This window comes from Aliivibrio friggae (genome assembly GCF_057368515.1).
Window position 1 is genome coordinate 2,593,948 of record NZ_CM170648.1, and the last position, 26,479, is coordinate 2,620,426.

General features: G+C 40.6%; 26 protein-coding genes. 6 read left to right on the forward strand and 20 right to left on the reverse strand.

Features of this window, described 5'->3' with window-relative positions; genetic code table 11:
* Position 1: 1 nt before the first annotated feature.
* The gene (locus AC2INI_RS11960) at positions 2 to 1,249 is read right to left on the reverse strand and encodes a malic enzyme-like NAD(P)-binding protein (RefSeq protein ID WP_122033729.1); all 1,248 of its coding nucleotides are present in this window, start codon (positions 1,247 to 1,249) and stop codon (positions 2 to 4) included.
* A 198-nt stretch (positions 1,250 to 1,447) separates the two neighbouring features.
* Positions 1,448 to 1,666 (reverse strand): 50S ribosomal protein L31, encoded by a 219-nt coding sequence (gene rpmE, locus AC2INI_RS11965; RefSeq protein WP_122033730.1) that lies wholly within the window; start codon positions 1,664 to 1,666, stop codon positions 1,448 to 1,450.
* A gap of 238 nt (positions 1,667 to 1,904) precedes the next feature.
* Between rpmE and priA the strand changes: the two genes are divergently transcribed.
* The 5 genes from priA to hslU all read left to right on the forward strand — a co-directional run bounded on the left by priA (position 1,905) and on the right by hslU (position 8,129).
* Entirely contained in the window at positions 1,905 to 4,106 is a 2,202-nt protein-coding gene (priA, locus tag AC2INI_RS11970) for a primosomal protein N' (RefSeq protein WP_486304912.1), read from the forward strand.
* 193 nt (positions 4,107 to 4,299) lie between these two features.
* Positions 4,300 to 5,307: a DNA-binding transcriptional regulator CytR gene (gene cytR, locus AC2INI_RS11975; protein WP_122033731.1), complete on the forward strand. Its 1,008-nt coding sequence runs from the start codon at positions 4,300 to 4,302 to the stop codon at positions 5,305 to 5,307.
* Positions 5,308 to 5,481: 174 nt separating this feature from the next.
* On the forward strand, positions 5,482 to 6,057 hold the full coding sequence (locus AC2INI_RS11980) for an SPOR domain-containing protein (protein ID WP_486304913.1): 576 nt from the start codon (positions 5,482 to 5,484) through the stop codon (positions 6,055 to 6,057).
* 190 nt (positions 6,058 to 6,247) lie between these two features.
* Positions 6,248 to 6,772 (forward strand): ATP-dependent protease subunit HslV, encoded by a 525-nt coding sequence (gene hslV / locus AC2INI_RS11985; protein WP_122033733.1) that lies wholly within the window; start codon positions 6,248 to 6,250, stop codon positions 6,770 to 6,772.
* A gap of 22 nt (positions 6,773 to 6,794) precedes the next feature.
* Positions 6,795 to 8,129, forward strand: coding sequence for an ATP-dependent protease ATPase subunit HslU (hslU, locus tag AC2INI_RS11990; protein ID WP_122033734.1), 1,335 nt, complete (start codon positions 6,795 to 6,797; stop codon positions 8,127 to 8,129).
* Positions 8,130 to 8,215: 86 nt separating this feature from the next.
* Here hslU and AC2INI_RS11995 read toward each other — a convergent pair whose 3' ends face one another.
* Positions 8,216 to 8,617, reverse strand: a complete 402-nt coding sequence (locus tag AC2INI_RS11995) for an OsmC family protein (protein ID WP_122033735.1) — start codon at positions 8,615 to 8,617, stop codon at positions 8,216 to 8,218.
* A gap of 245 nt (positions 8,618 to 8,862) precedes the next feature.
* On the opposite strand from AC2INI_RS11995, the gene crp reads away from it, so the two are divergent.
* Positions 8,863 to 9,495, forward strand: a complete 633-nt coding sequence (gene crp, locus AC2INI_RS12000) for a cAMP-activated global transcriptional regulator CRP (protein ID WP_005421074.1) — start codon at positions 8,863 to 8,865, stop codon at positions 9,493 to 9,495.
* 69 nt (positions 9,496 to 9,564) lie between these two features.
* Here crp and AC2INI_RS12005 read toward each other — a convergent pair whose 3' ends face one another.
* The 17 genes from AC2INI_RS12005 to pilM all read right to left on the reverse strand — a co-directional run bounded on the left by AC2INI_RS12005 (position 9,565) and on the right by pilM (position 26,441).
* Positions 9,565 to 10,359, reverse strand: coding sequence for a 2-oxoadipate dioxygenase/decarboxylase family protein (locus AC2INI_RS12005; RefSeq protein ID WP_486304914.1), 795 nt, complete (start codon positions 10,357 to 10,359; stop codon positions 9,565 to 9,567).
* A 12-nt stretch (positions 10,360 to 10,371) separates the two neighbouring features.
* On the reverse strand, positions 10,372 to 11,829 hold the full coding sequence (astD, locus tag AC2INI_RS12010; RefSeq protein WP_122033737.1) for a succinylglutamate-semialdehyde dehydrogenase: 1,458 nt from the start codon (positions 11,827 to 11,829) through the stop codon (positions 10,372 to 10,374).
* 12 nt (positions 11,830 to 11,841) lie between these two features.
* Positions 11,842 to 12,858: an arginine N-succinyltransferase gene (gene astA / locus AC2INI_RS12015; protein ID WP_486304915.1), complete on the reverse strand. Its 1,017-nt coding sequence runs from the start codon at positions 12,856 to 12,858 to the stop codon at positions 11,842 to 11,844.
* A 151-nt stretch (positions 12,859 to 13,009) separates the two neighbouring features.
* On the reverse strand, positions 13,010 to 14,224 hold the full coding sequence (locus AC2INI_RS12020; RefSeq protein WP_486304916.1) for an aspartate aminotransferase family protein: 1,215 nt from the start codon (positions 14,222 to 14,224) through the stop codon (positions 13,010 to 13,012).
* 308 nt (positions 14,225 to 14,532) lie between these two features.
* The gene (locus tag AC2INI_RS12025; protein WP_486304917.1) at positions 14,533 to 15,111 is read right to left on the reverse strand and encodes an aminodeoxychorismate/anthranilate synthase component II; all 579 of its coding nucleotides are present in this window, start codon (positions 15,109 to 15,111) and stop codon (positions 14,533 to 14,535) included.
* A gap of 85 nt (positions 15,112 to 15,196) precedes the next feature.
* A complete protein-coding gene (gene trpS / locus AC2INI_RS12030) occupies positions 15,197 to 16,213 on the reverse strand; it encodes a tryptophan--tRNA ligase (RefSeq protein ID WP_060992628.1) in 1,017 nt (338 codons plus the stop codon).
* A gap of 106 nt (positions 16,214 to 16,319) precedes the next feature.
* On the reverse strand, positions 16,320 to 17,003 hold the full coding sequence (locus tag AC2INI_RS12035; protein ID WP_122033741.1) for a phosphoglycolate phosphatase: 684 nt from the start codon (positions 17,001 to 17,003) through the stop codon (positions 16,320 to 16,322).
* A 5-nt stretch (positions 17,004 to 17,008) separates the two neighbouring features.
* Positions 17,009 to 17,686: a ribulose-phosphate 3-epimerase gene (gene rpe / locus AC2INI_RS12040; RefSeq protein ID WP_486304918.1), complete on the reverse strand. Its 678-nt coding sequence runs from the start codon at positions 17,684 to 17,686 to the stop codon at positions 17,009 to 17,011.
* Between the two features lie 149 nt (positions 17,687 to 17,835).
* A complete protein-coding gene (gene dam / locus AC2INI_RS12045; RefSeq protein WP_122033742.1) occupies positions 17,836 to 18,666 on the reverse strand; it encodes an adenine-specific DNA-methyltransferase in 831 nt (276 codons plus the stop codon).
* A gap of 83 nt (positions 18,667 to 18,749) precedes the next feature.
* Positions 18,750 to 20,213 (reverse strand): SPOR domain-containing protein, encoded by a 1,464-nt coding sequence (locus AC2INI_RS12050; RefSeq protein WP_486304919.1) that lies wholly within the window; start codon positions 20,211 to 20,213, stop codon positions 18,750 to 18,752.
* Positions 20,214 to 20,216: 3 nt separating this feature from the next.
* Positions 20,217 to 21,305, reverse strand: a complete 1,089-nt coding sequence (gene aroB, locus AC2INI_RS12055) for a 3-dehydroquinate synthase (protein WP_122033744.1) — start codon at positions 21,303 to 21,305, stop codon at positions 20,217 to 20,219.
* 38 nt (positions 21,306 to 21,343) lie between these two features.
* A complete protein-coding gene (gene aroK, locus AC2INI_RS12060) occupies positions 21,344 to 21,862 on the reverse strand; it encodes a shikimate kinase AroK (protein ID WP_045101110.1) in 519 nt (172 codons plus the stop codon).
* 222 nt (positions 21,863 to 22,084) lie between these two features.
* A complete protein-coding gene (locus AC2INI_RS12065; protein ID WP_486304920.1) occupies positions 22,085 to 23,806 on the reverse strand; it encodes a type IV pilus secretin PilQ in 1,722 nt (573 codons plus the stop codon).
* A gap of 26 nt (positions 23,807 to 23,832) precedes the next feature.
* Positions 23,833 to 24,354, reverse strand: a complete 522-nt coding sequence (locus tag AC2INI_RS12070) for a pilus assembly protein PilP (RefSeq protein WP_486304921.1) — start codon at positions 24,352 to 24,354, stop codon at positions 23,833 to 23,835.
* A complete protein-coding gene (locus tag AC2INI_RS12075; protein WP_486304922.1) occupies positions 24,347 to 24,928 on the reverse strand; it encodes a type IV pilus inner membrane component PilO in 582 nt (193 codons plus the stop codon). Before AC2INI_RS12075 ends, AC2INI_RS12070 begins: the two co-directional genes overlap by 8 nt.
* Positions 24,925 to 25,491, reverse strand: coding sequence for a PilN domain-containing protein (locus AC2INI_RS12080; protein ID WP_486304923.1), 567 nt, complete (start codon positions 25,489 to 25,491; stop codon positions 24,925 to 24,927). Before AC2INI_RS12080 ends, AC2INI_RS12075 begins: the two co-directional genes overlap by 4 nt.
* Positions 25,476 to 26,441, reverse strand: coding sequence for a type IV pilus biogenesis protein PilM (gene pilM, locus AC2INI_RS12085; protein ID WP_486304924.1), 966 nt, complete (start codon positions 26,439 to 26,441; stop codon positions 25,476 to 25,478). The genes AC2INI_RS12080 and pilM overlap by 16 nt, the downstream gene beginning before the upstream one ends.
* Positions 26,442 to 26,479 lie beyond the last annotated feature (38 nt).

Here is a 26,479-nt window from a genome sequence, read left to right on the forward strand (position 1 = left end):
TTTACGCTTCCATGTAGTTCTCTGGCATTTCAATACGTGCTACGCCTGAATCAACGGCTGCTTGTGCTACTGCTTTAGCAACGCGAGGAAGTAGACGAGGATCCATTGGTTTAGGAATGATGTAACCTTTACCAAACTCTAGCGCATCAACCCCTGCGGCTTTTAATACTTCAGCAGGTACAGGCTCTTTTGTTAACTGACGAATCGCTTCAACTGCAGCTAACTTCATCTCATCGTTAATCACGCTTGCACGAACATCTAATGCACCACGGAAAATGAATGGGAAACAAAGCACATTGTTTACTTGGTTTGGATAATCTGAACGCCCCGTACCCATGATTAAATCATCACGAACCTCATGAGCAAGTTCAGGTTTAATTTCTGGATCAGGGTTTGAACATGCAAATACAACGGGCTTGTCTGCCATTAATTTTAACGCTTCAGGTGGTAATAGGTTTGGACCTGATACCCCTAAGAATAAATCTGCACCTTCAATAACATCTTCAAGCGTGCGCTTATCCGTGTTATTAGCAAAACGTTGTTTGTATTCATTAATATCATCACGACGAGTGTGAATTACGCCTTTACGATCCAACATGTAGATCTTCTCACGCATTGCACCACACTTGATCAATTGCTCCATACACGCAACTGCAGCAGCGCCAGCACCAAGACAAACGATGATCGCATCTTCTAATTTTTTACCTTGTAGTTCAATCGCATTCAGCATGCCCGCCGCTGTTACAATCGCGGTGCCATGTTGATCATCATGGAATACAGGTACATCACAACGCTCAATCAGGCGACGTTCAATCTCAAAACAATCAGGTGCTTTGATATCTTCTAAGTTGATACCACCAAAAGTATCTGCGATGTTCGCAACCGTATCAACAAACTCATCGATAGTGCGGTGTTTTACTTCGATATCAATAGAATCCAAACCAGCAAAGCGTTTGAAAAGTAATGATTTACCTTCCATAACAGGTTTTGAAGCCAAAGGACCTAAGTTACCTAAACCAAGAATAGCAGTGCCGTTTGAGATAACTGCAACCATGTTGCCTTTTGATGTGTACTTATAAACATCGTCTGGATTCTTTGCGATTTCACGTACTGGTTCAGCAACGCCTGGGCTATACGCCAAAGCTAGATCTTCTGCAGTATTTGCAGGCTTCGTCAGTGCTATTTCAATTTTACCCGGAGTTGGATAAGCGTGATAATGGAGAGCTTGTTCGCGAAAGTCGTCAGACATGATGTTTTCCTGAATGCTAATAATTATAAGAGGATTGTTTCAAAACAGTGAATTATATAATAGTTGATCTAGTTCAAACTTCATAGTCTTGGCATACACATCGTACCAACAAGAATGAGGGATAAAATGGTCAAACGCTGTTTTACAGGCATAAAAAAAGGAGCCCTATAGGACTCCTCTTTTATCGGAAATTGGTAATTATTTCTTAGAACCAATTGCACCGAAACGTTTGTTGAAACGATCAACACGGCCGCCAGTATCTACGATACGTTGCTTACCAGTGTAGAACGGGTGACATTCGCCACATACGTCTAGGTGGATTGTGTCTTTGCCTAGCGCAGATTTGAATTCAAATTCGTTGCCGCAAGAACAAGTAGCTTGAACAGCTTTGTATTCTGGGTGGATACCTACTTTCATGGGGAAAACCTTATAGTTTAGGCCGTGTCGCCATCCGAATCTAAGCCGAACACCACACGTAGTTTAACAAAAATAGTAAGCGTAAACAGATTACACCTACTTAAGGTCGCGTATAATAATGAATCCTGAACGATCAATCAACTAATCTGTTACTTTTTTCACCGATTATTTTACTCCGTTGCGATATTCTTATCTAAGAGTAGACTATTCCCTATCTTATTCCTTACTGATGTTAGCCATGCCGTATTCAATCGCCCACATTGCACTGCCTGTTCCTCTTGACCGCACCTTTGATTATTTAATCAAACCGGGTCAAACACCTGCCATTGGCGGTCGTGTAAAGGTGCCTTTTGGTCGTCAACGTTTGATTGGCATCGTTGTGAAGCTCAGTAATGAATCTGAATTTTCTCGTGAAAAATTAAAAGGCATTGCTGCGGTACTTGATAACAGTTCATTGTGGCCTCCTCATCTTTATAAGCTACTTAATTGGAGCAGTACCTATTATCAATATCCTTTAGGGGAGACCTTAGCTAACGCAATGCCTGCATGGTTACGTAAAGGCCGAGAAGCCAGTTTTTCCGCATTAAAAGCATGGCAAGTCACTGAGCTAGGCAAAAACCAAGATCTCAATAAACTGACTCGTGCCCCTAAGCAAGCTAAAGCTCTCAATTTAGTGCGCCATCAACAATGCAGCCATGAACAAATGCTTGAGGAAGAAATTACCCCTGCCACGTTAAAAGCGGTAGCAGATAAAGGTTGGATAGAAGAGATCTCTCTTGCTCCAAAACCGAGTTATTGGCAGCGCAATGTTGAAGTTACCCAAGAGAAACCACAACTCAATGAAGAACAAGCCATTGCGATTGCAACCGTCAATGCAAGTCCTGAATTCGGCTGTTACTTATTAGATGGCGTAACAGGTTCAGGAAAAACCGAAGTTTATTTGCAATTATTAGAGCCCATTCTAAAAGCAGGTCGCCAAGCTCTGGTTTTGGTTCCTGAAATTGGCTTAACCCCACAAACGATTAATCGCTTTAAACGTCGCTTCAATGTTCCTGTCGATGTAATTCACTCAGGTCTAAATGACACTGAACGCTTAAATTCATGGTTGGCAGCACGAGACAATCACGCTGGCATTATCATAGGCACTCGCTCAGCCCTTTTCACTCCATTTAATGATCTTGGTATTATCATTGTGGATGAAGAGCACGATGCTTCTTATAAGCAACAAGACAGTATGAGATATCACGCTCGTGACTTAGCCGTAATGCGTGCCAATTTAGATAACATCCCTATTATTTTAGGTTCAGCAACGCCTGCGCTAGAGACGTTACACAACGCTAAAGTTGGAAAATATCATCACTTAACACTAACGAAACGTGCAGGTACGGCAATTCCAGCTCGTCATGGAGTATTAGACGTAAAAGGCCTGTATTTAAATAGTGGATTATCTGCACCCTTGATCGCTCAAATGAGAAAACACTTATCTGAAGGCAATCAGGTCATGCTGTTTTTAAACCGTCGAGGCTTCTCTCCTGCCTTAATGTGCCACGAATGTGGTTGGATGGCAGAATGTAAACGTTGCGATGCTTTCTACACCTTCCACCAGCACAGTAGCGAGATCCGTTGTCACCATTGCGGCTCACAACAGCCAATTATGCATCAATGCGGTGGATGTGGCTCAACTCAGTTAATCTCAGTTGGTGTCGGCACAGAGCAACTTGAAACTCAGTTAATGAACTTATTTCCTGAGTACAAGACGGTACGCATTGATAGAGACAGTACTCGTCGAAAAGGCAGCCTAGAGAATTATTTAGAAGCGATCAAAAATAATGAATATCAAATTCTGATTGGCACTCAAATGTTAGCTAAAGGCCACCACTTTCCTAATGTTACTTTGGTAGGGCTAATTGATGTCGATAGCTCGCTATTTAGTAGTGATTTTCGAGCACCAGAACGCCTAGCTCAGTTATTTATTCAAGTGGCAGGCCGTGCTGGACGTGCGAGTAAGCCAGGGGAAGTGATTTTACAGACCCACCACCCTGAACACTCCCTATTACAGAGCTTATTACATCAAGGCTATGGGCACTTTGCTGAGTATGCTTTACAAGAGCGTAAATTTGCACAATTGCCACCTTACACCCATTTGTCTCTGTTTAGAGCAGAATCAAATAACAATGAAAATGTAGAACAGTTTCTACGCCAAGTGCGTGATATTTTAGAAAGTCACCCACAGTTTCATGATGCAACTCCTGTACTCGGTCCCATTCCAGCACCTTTAGCACGACGCGCTGGAAAATACCGTTGGCAACTGCTTTTTCAAGCTCCGAATAGAACCGTTATGCAATCCATGTTACGTGGTGCAAAAACAGCGATTGAATTGCTTCCTCTCGCAAAAAAAATTCGCTGGACGCTAGATATAGAGCCACAAGACCTTAGTTAATTTAAGGAATTACATGGCGATTGTTTTTGCACAAAAAGAAAACAATCGGCCTTCATGTGAGTCAAGTCACAATATAGATGTAACTTTTGTTAAATCACCCGTATTTAAATCTTTATTTTGCACATAAAATATCTCTTAAAATAATTAGGCAATCGTTTACTTTAGATTTAATTTTAGTTGGGAGAGGAATATTATGGCGACAATGAAGGATGTTGCTTTATCGGCAGGTGTATCAACAGCTACCGTATCACGAGCGTTAATGACTCCAGAGAAGGTTTCACTATCGACCCGTAAGCGCGTTGATGATGCCATTTCAGAAACGGGATATTCTCCAACGACATTAACACGTACGTTGCGCCGTAATGAATCAAAAACAATTGTGACTATTGTTCCTGATATTTGTGACCCTTACTTCAGTGACATCTTACGAGGTATTGAAGACGCCGCAGTAGAGAATGGTTATGTCATTTTAGTTGGCGACAGCAGCCAACAACAAAAACGTGAGCAGTCTTTTGTAAATCTTGTTTACACTAAGCAAGTGGATGGAATGGTATTGCTAGGTTCCGATCTTCCTTTTAATGCCAGTCGTCAAGAACAAAAGAACTTACCTCCTCTTGTAATGGCATGTGAATATGCACCAGAACTCGAACTGCCAACCGTACATATCGATAACCTCACTGCCGCATTTGAAGCCGTAAACTACCTAACCAAATTAGGTCACAAACGAGTGGCTGAATTATCAGGCCCTGAAAGCTCTTCGTTATGTCAGTTTAGACATCAAGGTTACCAACAAGCCTTACGCCGCGCAGGTATCGCAATGAATAATGCCTATATTCATTATGGTAACTTTACTTTTGAAGCAGGCGCTGCAGCAATAACTCAACTACTCTCTCTCTCTTCACCACCAACGGCTGTTTTTTGTCACAATGACATCATGGCTATTGGCGCAATTCAAAAAGCAAAACAGATGGGCTTTCGTGTTCCACAAGATATTTCAATTATGGGTTTTGATGATATTGAATTCTCACAATACTGCGATCCGCCATTAACCACTATTTCGCAGCCTCGCTATGAAATTGGTCGTCAATCCATGCTCATGCTACTAGAGCTATTAAAAGGCAATGATGTTCGTTCAGGCTCGCGATTATTAGAATCATCTTTAGTTGTCAGAGAGAGTACCGCACCACCAAAAAATCGTTAAACTTAAGATTAAAACGATAGATAATGAGAATGATTCATTAGAAATGGTTCTTTAAAGTAATCTATTTGTCTAAATAGTGACTTTTTGCGTACTTTTTTACACAAGTACTGGTATGAGTTCATACAACTGATTACCATGAACTACTCTCTTTAAAATCTAGTAAAGTAAAGAACTGTGGCTAATAAAGATTACGTAAAACGTGGACGCTCTCCTAAGAAAGCGACAAAAAAAACAACCAAGAAAAAAGGCGCTAAGCAACCTGTATCGACAGGTTCAACGCCATGGAAAGCCGTGGCTGTTGCAGGCCTCTTAGTTGCTGTTTTTGGCTATGCACTTTACTTTTTAAACGACGCTCCAACACCAGAGAAAAAAACAACGGTAACGGAAGTCGCTCCAGTAAAAACGAAAAAGAAAACCAATAGTGAAGATATCCCTCCAATGCCAGAAGAGCAATGGAGCTATATGGATGAACTGCCAAATAAAGAAATTGAAGTCGTACAAAAAGATCTGAAAGTCTCAGAGATCCCTTACATTATGCAATGTGGTGCCTATAAATCGAGCTCGCAAGCTGAAGAACGTAAAATGGATATCGCTTTTCAGGGTTTAAGCTCAACGGTACGAAAAAAATCAGGAAGCAGCTGGTATCGTGTCGTTCTTGGCCCATACAAATTTAAACGTGATGCAGAAAAAGATCGCCATAAATTACAACGCGCTAAAATTGAGCCTTGTGCAATTTGGAAAGATCAATAATCACGTAGCATAAGAACAGCGATTAAAATCGCCAATAGCATCACACATTTAAAAAGGAGCGCATTGAGTGCTCCTTTTTTCTATCCATTCAACTTGAAAACCCTTCCCCTTCCCCCCATTACAGTAGTAATAATCATGAAGATGGTGCCATGCTTTAATTAATGACATTATCGAATAAGAGGTTTTACTCGTGACTACAATTGTTTCTGTACGCCGTGAAGGCAAAGTCGTGGTTGCTGGCGATGGCCAAGCATCTCAAGGTGATATGATCGCCAAAGGTAACGTTAAAAAAGTACGTCGCCTATACAATGATTCAGTACTTGTTGGCTTTGCAGGCAGCACTGCCGATGCCTTTATTCTGTTCGACCTGTGTGAACGTAAATTAGAAATGCACCAAGGCAACCTAACTAAAGCTGCGGTTGAGTTAGCAAAAGAGTGGCGCAGTGACCGTACTCTACGTCGTCTTGAAGCAATGTTAATCGTTGCTGATAAAACGACCTCTTTAATCATCAGTGGTACAGGTGATTTAATCAATGCTGATAATGATCTATTAACTATTGGTTCTGGTGGTTACTTTGCTCGCTCTGCAGCGACGGCATTACTAGAAAACACCGATTTAGATGCTCGTGAAATTGCCACAAAAGCACTGACTATTGCTGGCGATATTGACGTCTACACTAACCATAATCATACCGTTGAAGAACTGAACGTTTAACGACAAATAATAAGGAATACCCATGTCTGAGATGACTCCTCGTGAAATTGTACACGAATTAGATAGCCATATTATTGGTCAAGATAAAGCAAAGCGTTCAGTGGCAATCGCATTGCGTAACCGCTGGCGTCGTATGCAACTTAACCCTGAGCTTCGCTCTGAAGTAACGCCTAAAAATATTTTGATGATAGGTCCAACAGGTGTTGGTAAAACTGAAATTGCCCGCCGTTTAGCTAAATTAGCAAACGCGCCATTCATTAAAGTTGAAGCGACTAAGTTCACCGAAGTTGGCTATGTTGGCAAAGAAGTTGATAGCATCATTCGTGACTTAACTGATGTGGCAATGAAAATGACCCATCAACAAGCGGTAGAAAAAGTAAAATTCCGCGCTGAAGAGCAAGCAGAAGATCGCATCCTTGATATTTTATTACCACCAGCACGCGATGCATGGGGTAAAAATGAAGAAGGTGATAATAACTCTGGCACTCGCCAATCTTTCCGTAAGAAATTACGTGAAGGCAAACTAGACGACAAAGAAATTGAAGTTGATGTTGCAGCCCCTCAAGTTGGCGTAGAGATCATGGCTCCTCCTGGTATGGAAGAGATGACAAACCAACTTCAAGGCATGTTCCAGAATCTTTCTGGCGGCGACACCACTAAAAAGCGCAAAATGAAGATTAAAGATGCGCTTAAAGCACTGACTGAAGAAGAAGGTGTGAAGCTGGTTAATCCTGAAGAGCTAAAAGAACAAGCCATCTTCAATGTTGAAAACCATGGCATTGTCTTTATCGATGAAATTGATAAGATCTGTAAAGGCTCAAACTCTCAGTCTGGTGATGTTTCCCGTGAAGGTGTACAACGTGATTTACTTCCGTTAGTTGAAGGTAGCACAGTAAGTACTAAACACGGCATGGTAAAAACAGACCACATGCTATTTATCACATCGGGTGCTTTCCAAATGGCAAAACCATCTGATTTAATCCCAGAACTACAAGGTCGTTTACCGATCCGAGTTGAGCTTGAAGCACTTACAGCTAATGACTTTAAACGTATTCTAACAGAGCCAAATGCATCGTTAACAGAGCAATACATTGCTTTATTGGCGACAGAGAATGTGAATGTTGAATTTACTGAAGATGGGATTAGCCGTATTGCTGAATCTGCATTCCAAGTGAACGAAAGCACAGAAAATATTGGTGCTCGTCGTCTGCATACCGTGATGGAGCGTCTGATGGAAGAGATCTCTTATGACGCATCAGAAAAAGACGGTGAAAGCCTTGTGGTTGATGCAGATTATGTCACTTTGCGTTTAGGTAAATTAGTTGCAGATGAAGATTTAAGCCGCTTTATCCTGTAATAAATAATTATCACACCAAAAATAAAGCCTTACTCTATAAAATGAGTAAGGCTTTTTCTTGATTGTCATTTAATCAAAAATAGCGATTAAGCTAAAATCTCCCAAGAATGTGTCATTTCAATGCCTTCCCCCAGCATTAGACACACAGAACAATATTTTTGTAATGAATCCGCAGTCACCTTCTCAACAACTGCCTTATCAAGATCATGACCTGATACTTCGAAGTGAATATTTACATGAGTAAATATTTTTGGTGCCGTTGCTCTGCGCTCACTTGATACTTTTGCGATGCAAGCTGTGACTGCTTGATCTGCTGATTTCAAACCATCAACAACATCAACTGAACTGCAGCCACCCGCAGCCATTAGCACTAATTCCATTGGGCTTGGTGCCTTTTCTCCACCATTACCATCCATTACAACAGAGTGACCAGATTGAGATTGACCTAAGAAAGTAAATCCATCAATCCATTTAACTTCAGCGTTCATAAAAGCCTCTTTACTATATAAAAGGAAAACTCGTGATCCATTTCACGAAATTGTGCCCTTGGTCGCACATTTCATACGATCAAAGTCAAGAAATCAACGGCGAAACAGGGTATGATTTTATCAATTATCTCAACGAACATGCAGCCTTGTTCCGATAACCATATTGTATAGGCCAAACTGATATTTGGCTCAGTTATTTTAAAATGGACATCGCCTACTTGGCAAACGCAGAGGAAGTATAAAGTATGGTTCTAGGTAAACCTCAGACAGATCCAACATTAGAGTGGTTCTTATCTCATTGTCACATTCATAAGTATCCTTCAAAAAGTACTTTGATCCACGCTGGTGAAAAAGCTGAGACTCTTTACTACATCGTAAAAGGTTCTGTTGCTGTACTAATTAAAGATGAAGAAGGAAAGGAAATGATCCTTTCTTACCTTAACCAAGGTGACTTCATTGGTGAGCTTGGCTTGTTTGAAGAAGGTCAAGAACGTTCAGCATGGGTTCGTGCAAAAAGTCCTTGTGAAGTTGCTGAGATTTCATTTAAGAAATTCCGTCAACTTATCCAAGTAAACCCAGATATTCTGATGCGTCTTTCTGCTCAAATGGCAACTCGTCTACAAATCACTAGCCAAAAAGTAGGTGATTTAGCATTCCTAGACGTTACAGGCCGTATCGCTCAGACTCTATTGAATCTAGCTAAACAACCAGATGCAATGACTCACCCAGATGGCATGCAAATTAAGATCACTCGTCAAGAGATCGGTCAAATTGTAGGTTGTTCACGTGAAACTGTTGGCCGTATCTTGAAGATGCTTGAAGAGCAAAACTTGATTTCTGCACACGGTAAAACAATTGTAGTTTACGGTACTCGTTAATTTAACGCTACCTTAAACAAATAAAAACGCAGCCCTTGAGCTGCGTTTTTTTATGCCTAAATTTTAGAATTAACTGTCTGTGCTTTCAAAAATCTTATCAGCAGATGCAGCGACAAATCCTGTATATATCTTGCCATTAGGTAGCGAATAACGCTTAGCAAACTCATAAAATCCACCAGGAATTTCAAACTCACCCTCAGTAAAATTCACTTTCACTTTATCCGCCATTGTTGATGACTGCTCTAAGTAAACCTCAGGAGAGCCTTTCACTTCACCACCCACTTCGTTCATTGCAAAACCTGCATCACGTAAGTGTTGGTTCACATCAACCACTTCAGCAAAGGCTTCAAGCTGATTAACGTAAACCGTAAAGTGATTAGCGCCATAACCATGAGCCGCTAACCAAGAAGCGTACTCACTTTCCTTCGCTAATACTTGATAGTCTTCGAAACTTAATGTCCAAGGCCTACCGGAAGAAAGAAAATCACTGGTGGCAAAATAGTGGGCTGGTACTTGTTCAACCAAGCCATGAATAATGTCCTGTATTTCAGGTGATAGCTCTTCTACTAATAATTCACTAATAAAAACGAGTGGTGCATTAGGATCTGGGTGTTCAAAATGCTGCGCTTTCAGTTTTTTAGCTTCAAAGTCATAAGTCTCACACGCTTTATAGCCTATTGCTAAAAATGGTGCAGCAAGAGTCTGTAGTCCAACTTTAGGTAAATTAAACGTACGTAGCGCAATATGATCGTTAATCAGTTCATCGTTATTAGATAGTAATTGATGAACCTTCCCAGCAGATGGGGATAAGCGCGCAATATAATCTTGCCACAATGACGAAAATAAAGAGTTTACATTATTCATGTTTATCGCCTCTTATAGAGTTAAACCCGGAGAGAGTTGAGCTGGAATTTCACACGCATCTCCTTCCATTGATGCCATTGGGTATGCACAATAATCCGCAGCGTAATAAGCACTTGGTTTCATGTTTCCTGATGCACCCGGACCACCAAATGGCGCGTCACCACTTGCTCCAGTCAGTTGACGGTTACGGTTTACAATACCTGCACGAATATGCTCTACAAAATATTCCCACTCACTGTCATCCGTTGAAACAAGGCCTGCCGATAAACCATAACGAGTGTCATTAGCAAGCTCTACGGCTTCTTCTAATGTCTCGTAACGCACCACTTGCAGTAATGGTCCAAAGTATTCTTCATCTGGTAATTCAGCAACCTTAGTCGCATCAATAATACCGGGTGAAACGAAGGCATGACCTAAGCTTTTGGCTTCGAGTAAAGACTCGCCACCCAAGTCTTGTAAACTCTTCTGGGCGTTTAGAATAAATTCTGCCGCTGCGACTGATATTTGCGAGCCCATAAACGGAGCGTTATCAGCAAACGGTTGGTCAACAACGATACTTTTTGCCACTTCAACAAGGCGAACTAACAATTCATCGCCTGCTTTTCCAATAGGAACATATAAGCGACGAGCACATGTACAACGTTGACCCGCACTAATGAATGCCGATTGAATAATGGTGTAAACTGCCGCTTCTTGATCACCAAAATCTTTTGAAATAACCATCGGGTTATTGCCGCCCATTTCTAGAGCCAGCATTTTTCCTGTGTCTCCTGAGAATTGACGATGCAGGATATGTCCAGTATTCGCACTACCGGTAAATAACAGGCCATCAATACCTTTAGCGCCCGCTAACGCTTCACCTGTTGCACGAGCACCTTGTACTAGGTTAATCACACCATTTGGCAAGCCTGCTTGTTGCCATAATTTCATGATCACTTCACTGGTCCATGGCGTCTGCTCTGAAGGTTTTAGCACGACTGTGTTACCGGCAAGCAGTGCTGGAACAATATGACCATTAGGAAGGTGCCCAGGGAAGTTGTACGGCCCAAAGACAGCCATAACACCTAAAGGGCGATGTCTAAGTACAATTTTATTTCCTGCGGCTTCTCGCTCTTTATAGGGCGTTCTTTCATGATAAGCACGAATAGAAATGGCGATCTTACCAACCATCGCACCGGCTTCCGTTTTGGTTTCCCAGAATGGTTTACCGGTTTCTTTAGCAATCACTTCTGCTATTTGATCTGCATTTTCTTTTACTAACTCAGCAAAACGCTCAATGATCACTTGGCGCGCTTCAAAAGGCTGTTTTTTCCACTCAATAAAGGCATGGCGTGCCGCACCAACGGCTGACTCAACCTGTTCTTTGGTTGCGCTGTTCCCTTCCCACACCACTTCACTGTTGTACGGGCTTACTGATTGTATTGTTTCACCATTACCTGAAACCCAATCCCCTGCAATCCAATGTGTCATATCCTTTGTCCTCTATTGAGCTAATAAACGTACGTAATCATCCACTTCTACTTGCAATGCCGTTGCCGCTTCTTGTGTTAAATGAACGGTATCGGTCGCTTTATCATAAGCGGCGGTGGTTGCTGTTGCTCTGAAATTCTCAAACGATGTATTTGCAATTAAATACTGCTGCGAGCTGTTATGCTCAGTGATGATCACTTTAGCTTTAAATGAATTTCGCACTGATTCAATGCTGCGCAAATCACATTCAACCGTCGGCCCTGCATCAAAAATATCGACATAACCTCGACAGCGGAAACCTTCATTTTCTAATAGTCTTAGAGCCGGTTTAGTATTGTCATGTACCTTACCAATCACCGCTTGCGCTTCTTTACTTAATAAGCTGACATAAATCGGTAATTTAGGCATAAGATCCGCAATAAAACCTTTATAACCAATCCCCGTTAGGTAATCAGCTTCGGTAAAATCGATCGAAAAAAAGTGCTTTTGTAGCCATTTCCAAAAAGGAGATTGCCCCTCCTCATCTGAGACACCACGCATTTCAGCAAAAATGGTATCTGAGAAACGGTGCGGGTGCTCTGCCATCATTAAAAAACGCGCTTTAGACATTAAGCGGCCATTAAGACCTTCACGAAATTCGGGACGTAAGAAAAGCGTACAGATCTCTGTGCTACCAGTATAATTACTACCAAAAGTCAGTACTTTCACGACATTATTAACATTGAGCTTACGTGAGAAATGAACCACTTTACTGATGTGATAATTATAGAAAGGTGAATCCAAACCAACTGCGGCTTCTATCCCTGTCGTTCCCGTAACCTCACCGGTGACCGAATCTTCCCCAACCATAAGGTAACCTTCCGTGCCAGGGGATTGAACTTCTTTTTCAAAGCTCCCAATAGAGTGATCAATTCGATTTCGTAATTGCTCTTCATTGACAGGTAGTGAGGTAAAGCCGTGGCCAGATTCTACGGCACACTGATGAAGTGCAGGATAATCTTCCTGAGTGATAGGACGAATAACAAGCATCAATATTCCCTCCGATGCGATGTTTCATAGACTGTGCTAAGTCCAATAGATAAAACTTCAAGGCTATCTATTGGAATGAACACCTAGGTTTTAAATCTAAATAAAAAGAGGGCAACCCAAACTCCGGAGTTGCCCAAATCCCTATATGAATCTATTTATTTAATGACGCAAGTGCCTTATCTAAACGAGTAAAACCAAGCTCAACGTCTTCTTTTGTGATCACTAATGATGGTGTAAAACGAACTACATTCACGCCAGCCACAAGTACCATTAGGCCTTGTTCTCCTGCGGCAACAAGGACATCACGAGCACGACCTTGCCATGCTTCATTTAATGCTGCGCCAAGTAGTAAACCTTTGCCACGGATCTCTGCGAACATATCGTATTTTACATTTAACGCTTCTAATCCATCGCGGAACCATTGCTCACGCTCTTTTACGCCAGCCAATGTTTCTGGTTTGGATACTTCTTCAATCACAGCTTCAGCCACTGCACACGCTAATGGGTTACCACCATAGGTTGAACCGTGAGTGCCCACTTTTAAATGTTGAGCCAACTCTGTCGTTGTTAACATGGCACCAATAGGGAAACCACCACCTAACGATTTTGCTGTACTTAAAATATCAGGGGTAACACCTAGACCTTGATAAGCATAAAAGTCACCAGTACGACCATTACCGGTTTGTACTTCATCAAAAATAAGCAGCGCGTTGTATTTATCACACAGGGCTCTTACACCTTCTACAAATTCTGATGTAGGTGAGATCAGTCCACCTTCACCTTGCAATGGTTCCATCATAATTGCACAAGTCTTTTCTGACATGTGCGCTTCTAGTTCTGCAAGATTATTGTATTCAAGGTGAGAAATATCACCTGGTTTAGGCCCAAAACCATCAGAATAAGCGGCTTGACCACCAACCGTTACTGTAAAGAAAGTTCGACCGTGAAAGCCTTGTTTAAATGCGATGATTTCACTTTTCTCTGCACCATGAACATCAACTGCCCAGCGTCGAGCTAATTTCAATGCTGCTTCGTTCGCTTCTGCACCAGAATTCGCAAAAAATACTTTTTCTGCAAATGACACTTCAGTTAATTTTTTCGCTAAACGAATAGCAGGTTCATTGGTCATTACATTACTAAGATGCCACAGCTTTTGTGACTGCTCTTGCAAGGCATTAACCATGATAGGATGACAATGCCCTAAGCAACTCACGGCAATACCACCAGCAAAATCAATGTACTCTTTTCCTACTTGATCCCATATACGAGCCCCTTCCCCTTTAACTGGAATAATTTCCATTGGGTTATAACAAGGTACCATTACATCATTAAAATCGTTACGTTCGACGTTTGAATTGGTCGTCATCACACTTTCCTTCTGCGTATGCCGTTTTTCAGCATAGTATTTACAAACCATTAACCTTTTCAATAGCACAAAATTCTTTTTTTGAACTAAAAAAGTTCCATTTTATATCGACAAATGACTGAAGAGTCAGTTTATTAGAATAGTTATAATTCAAAGCTATAGTAGGTAAGTAGATAAGTAAACGAATTTATAAGAATAGAAGGCATAGCTCTTATGCATAAATCATCAGATAAAAAATATACTGAAGAGACAAAAGAAAAAGTAAGAAGGGTGAACTAGATCGCTCTAGGGAATTGAGAAGATATTAATTATTTATTAAAAAAATTAGCAAGAATATCGTGACCTTGCTCTGTCATTATCGATTCAGGGTGAAATTGTACCGCTTCTATCGGTAATGTTTTATGGCAAAATCCCATAATTTCATCCATATCTCCCGCTTCATTTTCCGTCCATGCAGTGATTTCAAAACAGCTAGGTAAGGTCTCAGCTTTAACAACAAGAGAGTGATAACGAGTAACAGTAAGAGGATTATTCAACCCTTGGAATACACTTTGATTGGTATGAATAATTGGGGAGGTTTTTCCATGCATCACTTTTTTAGCACGTACCACATCACCACCAAACACTTGAGCAATGGCTTGATGACCTAAACACACGCCAAGAATTGGTAATTTTTCTGCGAAATATTCAATGGCTTGCAAAGAAATGCCAGCCTCGTTAGGAGTACAAGGGCCGGGAGAGATAACTAAGTGAGATGGGTTAAGTGCTTCAATGCCTGCAATGTCAATTTCATCATTACGAACCACTTTTACCTCTGCACCTAACTCACAGAAATACTGATATAAGTTATAGGTAAACGAATCATAATTGTCGATCATTAACAGCATAAAAAACTACTTAGGAAGATAAATAAGAAATAAAAATTGCCCGTAAGGAAACCCTACGAGCAATCTATTTTATCAGAGCGACAGACTATGGGCGAGTAACAAAACCAACCGCTTCAAACGCTTTTTTCAATGTCACTGCTGCTCGCTCAGAGGCTTTCTCTGCACCCGCTTTCATTACAGAATCCATGTAGGCACGATCTTCTCGAATACGCTTGTATTCAGATTGAATCGGCTCAAGCATAGTCACAATTGCTTCACCAACGTCTTTCTTGAATGGACCGTACATTTCAACACCTTGGTATTGAGCTTCGATCTCTTCAAACGTTTTACCTGATGCCGCAGAGTACAGACCCATAAGGTTTGAAATACCCGCTTTATTTTCCCAATCATGAGCAATACGCGGTGGCATTTCTGCATCTGTTTGTGCTTTATTAATCTTCTTAAGAATCGACTTAGGATCTTCTAGCAGCGTAATAACGTTCTTACGGTTATCATCTGATTTAGACATTTTCTTCGTCGCATCTTGCAGGCTCATTACACGCGCATTCACTTGTGGAATGTACGGTTCTGGCACGGTAAATAATGGCGCTTCAGGGCTGTAGATATTGTTAAAACGGTTGGCAATATCACGCGCTAATTCTAAATGTTGCTTTTGATCACTACCTACAGGCACTTGATGTGCGCCATAAAGTAGAATATCTGCCGCCATTAATACTGGGTAATCAAACAAACCTACGTTAATGTCATTAGCATAACGCTTTGATTTATCTTTGAATTGAGTCATACGATTCAATTCACCCATTTGAGTGTAACAGTTAAGAAGCCAACCAAGTTGAGCATGCTCTGGTACGTGCGACTGAACAAATAGCGTGCTCTTCTTTGGATCAACACCAACCGCTAGACAAATTGCCAGTGCATCGAGTGTTGCTTCATGCAGTGCTTTAGGATCTTGGCGAACCGTAATTGCATGAAGGTCTACTACACAATACTGACAATCATAATCGTCTTGCATCTGTTGCCATTGACGTAGAGCACCCAAGTAGTTACCGATACTTAGTTCACCTGATGGTTGAACACCACTTAATACGATGGGCTTGCTCATGGTTATGATTCCTTGTTTAACTGTAAAAATTAAATGATCCACGATGGGATCATTTAATGGTTATTCTATTGTATTGATAGTCTTTATTTGTACTTATCAATGAATACTATCTTGCCACACTCATCACGGCTAATAAATGATTAAATTCATCACTTACTACATCTGGCTTACTGTCTGCTATTGGCTCGCCATGGTTATAGCCATAAGTCAGGCCAAAGCTATAACAACCCGCCGCTTGTGCCGCTTGAATATCATTTCTTGAATCACCCACCATCAACATCTCAGAAGCGCTTAATTGATGCTTATCGAGTAACCAATTTAGTGCAAATGGGTTTGGTTTTTTCTCAACGAAGGTATCGCCACCAATAACATCAACAAAAAGGTGAGCCAATTGATGTTGCTCAAGCAATTCTGGAACAAATTGCGCAGGTTTATTAGTCACTAAAGCTAAGGTGTATCCTTGCTGATGAAGTGCTTCTAGTGTCTCTTTTACCTTTGGATACAAGTGACTTAACTCATGTCCACCATCATGGTAGTGATGATCTAAACGAGCACGAGCTTGCTTAATCAATTCAGGGTCTAGTCCTTCTTGAACGGTAACACTTTGGCTTAGTGCACGAGAAACAAGAACATCAGCACCGTTACCAATCCAATGAGACGCTTGTTCTAGCGTTACTCTTGGGTAACCTACATCTTGCATAGCAAGGTCAACTGCGCGAGCTAAATCTGGAACACTATCAAGCAGCGTTCCATCTAAATCGAAAGCGATCAGTTTGATGTTTTCAAACATGAATTCTAGTTACCTTTCACTTTTGCTAATTCAGCACGCATTTCATCCATCACTTCTTTGTAGTTTGGTTGATTGAAAATAGCAGAGCCTGCAACGAACATGTCTGCACCGGCTTCAGCGATTTCACGAATGTTATCAACCTTCACACCACCATCGATTTCAAGACGAATATTACGGCCTGATTCATCGATAAGTTTACGAACTGCACGCAGTTTATCTAGAGTATGAGGAATGAATGATTGACCACCAAAACCTGGGTTTACAGACATAAGTAAGATCATATCTACTTTATCCATAATGTAATCAAGGCAAGATAATGGTGTTGCTGGGTTTAATACCACACCAGCCTGACAGCCGTTTTCTTTAATTAATTGAAGAGTGCGATCAACATGTTCTGATGCTTCTACATGGAAAGTGATCATTGTTGCGCCTGCTTTAGCGAACTCAGGAACAATGCTATCTACTGGCTTAACCATTAAATGAACATCGATAGGAGCAGTAATGCCGTAATCACGCAGTGCTTTACAGATTGGCGCGCCAAACGTTAGGTTTGGTACATAGTGGTTATCCATTACGTCGAAGTGAACGACATCGGCACCTGACGCTAATACTTTTTCAACGTCTTCACCAAGACGAGCAAAATCAGCAGAGAGAATAGATGGTGCGATCAAAAAATCTTTCATGTTGAGCCTCAGGTTAATCATTATTTAAGTACCGCTATAACGATATAGCGCAATCGATTAAATCGACGGCGCAATTCTACCTGATAATTACAAACCTGTCTTAGGCTCTGTTAACCTTTTGAACGGAATTTTGAAGGGGAATGTTCTATTTACTCAGTACATTTAGGCGCATAAAACAGAGCCATTAGCTCATCTACTTTATTTCTGCTACCGCCATTTCGACTAATAGTGCGTTTCACCTTAATCGTATTCAAGGTTGCACCATGGTACAAACGTCGTGTGAGTGTTGTATCGTGGTTAGAAATAAGAACTGGGATATCACGCTCAAATGCTGCTTTTTCAGCGATATCAGCCAATGCAGCCTGATCATCTAATGAAAAACCATTACCGGCATAAGAGGTAAAATTCGCGGTTGTTGATAATGGTGCATAAGGAGGATCACAATAAATCACGCAGCCTTTACGAGCACGCTTAAATGTTTCTACGTATCCCTCACAAACAAACGTTGCTTTCTTAGCTTTTTCAGCAAAAAAGTACATCTCTTTCTCAGGGAAATACGGCTTCTTATACGAACCAAAAGGCACATTAAAACCGCCTTTTTTATTATAACGGCATAAACCATTAAAACCATGACGATTCATGTATAGGAAAAGTAACGATCGACGATAAGTATCTGTGCATTGATTAAATTCAATACGTAGATCGAGATACACTTCTTTTTGATTGTATTCTGGTTGGAATAACGCACGAGCGTCTTCAACAAAACGTTCTGGGTCATCTTTAAGGTGATTATAAAGATTAATCAAATCAGGATTGATATCGGCAAGAAGGTATTGATCATAGTCAGTATTCAAAAAAACTGAGCCCGCACCGACAAAAGGTTCGATCAGTTTTCTAGCATCGGGAAGATGGCGTTGAATTTCTTCTACCAGGCTATATTTACCGCCAGCCCACTTGAGAAATGCACGATGCTTTTTCATACGTCTTTTACGCCCTATTACCTTGATCCAGAAAGCGGGGGATTGTACCCTATTTTTTCACTATGGTCTGTTTATCTTAGCGCTTATTTTACAGAATCAATCTCTCGATGCACCTGCACTAAAGATTTCGCCCAAGGCCCTAAGCTTTGTACTGAACTTGGTAATGTTTGCACTGCACCACGCGCTGCTGAGATTGAAGCATAATCACCAAAAGTAACGATGTACCAAATAGAACCATTCCGCAATGCTTGATAGATTCGAGCTGATTTTTCAATCTGGTGCTCAAGTAGAAACTCTTGTACTGCTTCTTCATTAGTTAACGCTGCTAGCTGTAAGATATAACGTTTTTGAGAAATACCTTTTAACTCGCTATTCGCCAAACTAAATGTGATGTTTGAACTAGCTTCCTGTTTAACTTCAGGCTCAGTTATTGACTCTTCTTTTACTGTTTCAACAGTCACGGCGCGAGGCTCATCTTTCACCGTCGCATCTTCTTGCTCTAATGCATCTTCTGAATCACCAACTAAAGAGTCGACCAACTCTGAAGGAACAACAACACGCTTACCCTCTTCAACAGTCGTCTCAGCAATGATAGGTGTATCGATCACTTCGGGAGGAATAGTATGAGTATCATCTTCTGGTAAGTTCACACTTTTTAATTCGGTACTATTAATCGCACCGCTAATTTGATTATCTAATCCAGCCGCTAGTTTTGTGTCGTGTTCTAGTGCCGTATCTACCACAGAAGATATAGGTACTGTGGTTGCTTGATTTAACCACCAATAGCCACCCGCAGCTGCCAATAATAGAACCCCTGCCACGCCTAAGATACCAATAGGAGAACTTGTCACTGAGCGAATAATAACTCGGCGTTCTTTTTTCTTTTCACCTAATGCAATTAACTCTGCAGGAAGACGATTACTTTTATCTACCAAATTACGGATACGACGCTTCTCTTCGCCATTTGCTTTAAAGCGAACCACCAACATTTCAGTAAACGTTGCGGCTTCTTCAGCGCTCAATAATTCAATATCAATATCGATAGGTTTATTATCTTGCCCATAAGACATTCTTGATAATGCTGGTATTAATTTCCCAGCCTCTGAAAAGAGCAGAACGTTGATTTGCCAATTTGGCGTTGATTGTGCTTTTTGCACTAAAAGCCAAAGTTCACTGAGTAATTCGGTAGAAAGTAAATGTGCGTCATCAATAACCAACAATAAGTTACACGTTTCGCCAGCTAACATACGACCAATACTGTCGACAACAGTATCAAACTCATTAAAAAGTGGGTCTCGGACCACTTGTTTTAAGATGATCCCACGCTGCTGTTGAATCGATTGATTTTTGTGGCACATAAGCAGAGCTTGATTGGCATCATCACTCCACTTTTCAAGATAGCGCTGAGCAAGCCATGACTTTCCAGAGCCTTTGACTCCTTCAATATGCACTAAATTAGAACCAAAACGAGACACAAATTGAATGCGTGATAACACATCAATTTGGCTTTCTAATTCCAACACAGTTAAATCATGACCAATACTCATATTTTACGCCTTACATTGCTCAATTACATCAGCAAGCACATCTTCAGAAACACCAGTTACGACTTCAGAACTGCCAATTGATGTTGGCAATACCAAACGTAACTTACCTGACAACACTTTCTTGTCACGCATCATGTGCTTCATAAATGCATCTACTGTCATCTCTTTGGGTGCTTTAAGTGGCAACTTCGCTTTTTCTAATAGAGCACAAATACGCTCTACGTCATTTTGCGAAATTAACCCTTCTTTTTGAGCTGTTACTGCCGCCATTACTGTGCCAGCAGAAACCGCTTCACCGTGAAGCCAATTACCGTAACCCATTTCAGCTTCAATCGCATGACCAAAAGTATGACCTAGGTTCAAGAGTGCACGCATCCCTGATTCTTTTTCATCTTTTGCTACAACATCTGCCTTAATTTGACAACAACGTGAAATAGCATAAACCAACGCATCATGATCCAATGCATACAGTTTATCCATGTTCTCATCAAGCCAGTCAAAGAATTCACGGTCAATAATAATGCCGTATTTAATCACCTCAGCCATCCCTGCTGCGAATTCACGCTCAGGTAATGTTTTCAGGCAATTAATATCAATAATAACGGCTTTTGGTTGATAAAATGCACCCACCATATTCTTACCAAGCGGATGATTTATTGCAGTTTTACCACCAACAGATGAATCAACTTGAGAAAGAAGTGTTGTAGGTATCTGAATAAAATCAACGCCACGTTGATAACATGCGGAAGCAAAACCAACCACATCACCAACAACTCCGCCCCCTAAGGCTACAATCGTTACGTCACGACTGTGATTTTCCTCAAGCAGAAAAGTTAGGATTTTATTGAAAGTGTCTAGATTCTTATATTGCTCACCATCGTCTAATTCCAACAATGATACTTGGCATTCAAACGTGTTTAATGTGTCGATGACTTGCTGAGCATACAACGGTGCAACCGTTACATTACTGATAACGACAACACGTTTTTTGGCAGGTATTACAGATGAAAAATGCGCCGGGTTGCAAAACAACTCGGCGCCGATAGAGATGGGATAGCTACGTTCTGCTAAATCTACATGAATCGTTTCCATGATTCGTTCCCAGTATCTGTCTTAGTAAATGACTTGAATTAACGCTCTTCAAGCATTTGGATGATTTGATTTGCAACTACTTTTGCACTTTGATCATCGGTGCGAACAACGTAATCAGACACTTCTTCATAAAGTGCGTTACGCTCTTTCGCTAGTGCTTCTAACACTTCACGAGGTTCATCAGTTTGAAGCAACGGACGTTTTTTATCGCGTTGTGTGCGAGCTAATTGCTTCTCAATTGTAGTTTCAAGATATACAACAACACCACGAGCAGATAAACGATTGCGACTCTCTTTACTAATAACAGAGCCACCACCCGTCGCAAGTACAATGCCTTGCTCTTGAGTTAAATCGTTAATTACACCTTCTTCACGTACACGGAATCCTTCTTCACCTTCCACGTCGAATACCCAAGCAATATCTGCGCCTGTGCGTTCTTCGATTACCGTGTCAGAATCAAGAAACTCCATATGAAGTTGCTGTGCTAAGTGTCTACCAATTGTACTTTTGCCGGCGCCCATTGGGCCAACAAGGAAAATATTTCGTTTTTCAGCCATTTTTTAGAAATTATGCAAAGTTCATTAACGACATTGCCAACAGTTGTCTCTTCTAGACATGCTTCTGTGGCACCATATTCCTCACAGATATTTTGTGATCAGACTAAAAATTATCTCAGTTAATAGCTAGTGATTGCAATAGCTAGATGAAAAGTTCAGCATAATAATTTTTTTTACCCCTTATTTTAATAACATTTCACACCTTAAAATAACGCTATCTTATTACTGTATAACAACTTTTGGGGTAACGAAGATTAATAATTCTTTTTTACCTATATTTTCTGAGCTACGACGAAATAGTGCTCCTAGCAGAGGAAGATCTCCTAATAAGGGAACTTTTTCTACACTATTTGATAATGAATGCTGATAGATACCACCTAAAACCACCGTCTCACCATTATCTACTAACACTTGAGTTCCAATTCGCTGAGTATCAATTGCTACCGCCTCACCTGTTCCTGTTTTGACGACCTTACCGGGTCTATCTTGCGTCACAATCAAATCAAGAACCAAGCGATTATCTGGGGTAATTTGTGGTGTCACCATTAAACTTAACACTGCTTTTCTAAAAGAGACCGATGCAGCTCCACCCGAAGAGGCTTCTAAATATGGAATTTCGGTTCCTTGCTCAATATAAGCTGGTTGTTTGTTGGTAGTGATCAGTCGAGGGCTCGAAATTATTTCAGCCTTAGACTCAGCTTGCAGCGCCGAAAGTTCCAGATCCAACAATAAGTTAGAACCTAATTTGGCGACCTGAAAAGCAATACTCGATGCTGCCGGATTGACTAAACCAAGATTTACATTTAAAAAATCATCAACAGGAAGGCCAGACTTACCACCATCATAGAGCCCAATCGTCGCTAAGTTATTTTCAATTGAACCGCCAATCGTAGTACTGCCATTAATATTCGTTACTCCCCAACGAACGCCAAGTTCATCTAAGTGACCTTCATTAATAGTGACAATTCTTGCTTCAATCTGAACTTGTTTGATGGGTACATCTAAGGTTTCAATAATATCTTTAATAACGTCAATACTTTCTGGTAAATCACGCAGTAATAGTGAGTTGGTTCGCTCATCAACGGTGATACTACCGCGCTGAGAGAGCATAGTTACCTCACCATCTCCAGTGAAAAGTTCGGCAATATCGGATGCTTTAGCATAGCTAATTGGAAGTATGACAGAAGAAAGCTCCGTTAATTCCGAGGCCATTTTTGCTTGCTCTAAACTCTTTTTCTTTTGTATATCAAACTCTGATGTTGGAGCTACCAAGACCACATTACCTTCAACGCGTTTATCCAAATGCTTGGCTTTTAGAATGATATCTAAAACTTGTTGCCACGGTACGCCATCTAAACGCAGTGTTAAATTGCCTTCAACCGAGTCTGATACCACTAAATTAAAATCATTATAATCCGCGATCAACTGCAATACATGCCGCACTGATATATCTTGGAAGTTAATCGAAATCGGTTTGTTTTTATGATTATTTAATAAGAGATCATTCGAGCCCGTTGATTTCTTAGACTTAGAAACGATAACCCTCACTTGTTTATCTATTACATCGTAATCGTATTGATAAGTGTCATTCACCTCCACCGATAATCTTGTGCTACTCCCTTCTCTAAAGGTTTCAATTCGAGAAACTACTGTAGAAAAATCGTCAACATCCAAGATAACTAACTTATCATCGCTGATCTTCGTATCATGCAACTCAATAATTAATTTACGATCTTCTTTTTTAAAATCAACCAAAGCCGATGAAGAAGCGAGATCAATAGTAATCTCCCCCTCTTTTTTCTGACCCAATTTAAAATCCACATTCAAAAGTTGATTCGTCACTATTTGATTCGCCTGAACCGCCAAACTCACCCAACTGACAATAAAAATGGCACTACATTGAATACTGAACAATTTGATACTTTCTCTGCATCCTTGCAACATGCCTAATCCCTATTTTTGTTCCGCACTTATCTTAATACCAAGGCGAACTTTCTTTTCTTCCAGCAACCCAAACCATCACTTAAGATCTCTTTGATAATGATTTTATTTGATTGAATACTGATGAACTTCCCATTGTTCTGTCCTATATATTGGCCTTTACGGACATTAACCACGTCGCCACTTGGGGTTTCTATTAAGGCAATAACATCAGACTCAAACCCCATCATTCCCTTCAATCTCAACTGTTCCAAAGAGTAGTGTTCCAGTGGATCTTTTTTCTTTCTAAGCAGTGGCTGCCAACAGTCCTTTGTCTCTAACGGTTGTGAGGTTATCTCTGTTTGATTTGGTAATGAAAAGGGAGAGCGGAGATTCGCTTTACTATATGACTCAACATCAAAAGAGATTGCGGGAGATAGGCCTTCTATTTCAGCACCTCCTTTTTGTTTCGCTTCACTATAAAAGAGATCCAGAGGTTCTTTATTCGCTTTGCAACCAATAAGAGTGAGCATAAAAATAATGAGGGTTATCAACCTAAATCGATTATTCATAAGCACTCTTAAGCTGATAGGTGTTTGCCATCACTCGGACGTGCAACATATCACTCTCTGGCGTGACTCTTTGAATATCCACCACATCTAAGCTAATCATCCGCGGCAGATCGGCAATGGCTTCTGAAAATGCACCTATGTCATGGTACTTGCCTGTTGCTTCAATATTCAGTGGTAACTTATAGAAGAAAGGCTGTTCTTCTCTCTCACCCCAATCAATTCGCGTCAAGCTTAATTGATGATTAATACCAACCTGATTAATAGACGAAAGCACACTTGCTAACTCTTTCTGTTCTGGTAATTGCCGCGCTAAAAAATCATAGCGTAAGTTCAACTCACTAAGTTGATGATTTATTTGAGGCTCCACTGCCATTTGGCTATATTTATATTCAACTGCACTTCTTAACGAGAGTTCTTCTGCTTTCAACTGCTCGATATCATCACTAAGGGGCTGCAAAAAAAACCAATATCCGGCACTTTGAACCACAAGACATAACAGTAAAATAACCAATATTTTTGGCAGCAGTGGCCACTCTGCTATTTCATCCAAATCCAACGCTAACCAGTCAGTCATAATCCCTCAAAGCCCACAAAAGGAAGTAGCGAAAATGAAACGTCAAAACGGTTAACCTCGCTATCAAATACAGATCGTTCAGAAACAATAGAGTGCATTTTCACTGATGTTATATATTGCGATTGTTCTAATTTATCTAACATACTGGCAAGGTGAGCATGACTGTCACTCACCCCATTTAGTTCCACCTTCCTTTCATGGATACGAACTCTATTAAGATAAATACCCTCTGTAATAATCTCAGGTAACGTATTCAGTAATTGAGTGGTTTTATTTTTATTCTGTTGCAGTTCTTCCACCGCCGTTAAGCGCTGTAATCTCTCTTGATACTGTTTTTTGATGGTGTTTAATTGTATTAACTCTTGTTCCAGTTTCTCTATATGCGCTTCTAGGGATCCATTTCTCTTCGCTTGCTGTGAGTACTGGCTGTGCAAATAATTAAAACCACGCCATTGGATCATTGCAGCTAAGACAATGACAACAATCAATACCAATACAAACTGGTGCTTATGCTTGGTTCGCTCTTTCTCCCTCCAAGGCAATAAGTTTATTTGGTAAGCCATTCAATTCCTCTTAATCCCAAACCTAAAGCCGAGGCATATTGATTAATAGGTGTATCTACAGAAGGCAGTGACTTACTTGATGGTTGAAATAAGGAGAGAAGATTAAATTCTAAAATCGGCAATGATATTTCATCACTCAATAAATAAGCTAAATCGGGATACAGGGAGCCACCACCAGTAATCCACACGCCTTCTACTTTGTGATCGTGAATTGAAGAATACAGAGTGATTTGACGACGAATATGTTCGGATAATTGAGCGATGTATTGCTCTCTATTATTTGTATTTTGAACCATTGATGCACCAAAAGTAACTTGCTTACTGTATAAGTGCTGATTAGGAGAGGCGATACAAAATATGAGTTGTTGATATCCAATATCGACTAACATCCAGTTATTTTTATCCGGATAGGCCATCACCCCTCGCTGCCATAACGCTAATAATGAGTGCGAATGTATTTCTGCGAGTACCGTCAGAAAGCCAGCACTTTCTATCCACTCCTGACGAGAGTGAACAATCTCTTTACGGGTAGCGAATACTTGATAATTCGTTATTTTTAAATCATCACTTTCCAACGGTTTTATCATAGAGAAATCGATATTTAATTCAGCAGAAGAGAGCGATGTTTGTTTTTCAAACGCATGAGTCAGAGTAAATTCTATTTCTTTGTCATCCAATTGGCTGTCTATCTGAATTAACTTACTCATTATGTGATGATCAGGAATAGAAAAAGCGACCCGTTTTTGATTTGATTTTACTCTTCTTTTTAATTGAGATAACTGCAGTTTTACACTTTCATTTAATAATCGACCTCCCTCAACAAATACTGACGCAGACAATGGTATTTCATGATAGCCAACCAATTCTAATTGACCTCTTTTTAACCTTACTGAGACGGCTTTAATGCTATGATGCCCTATATCTAAACCGGTAATGGTGGGATAGTTCATCTTGGGTTAACTCCAGGTAATAAATAAATATCTCAAAT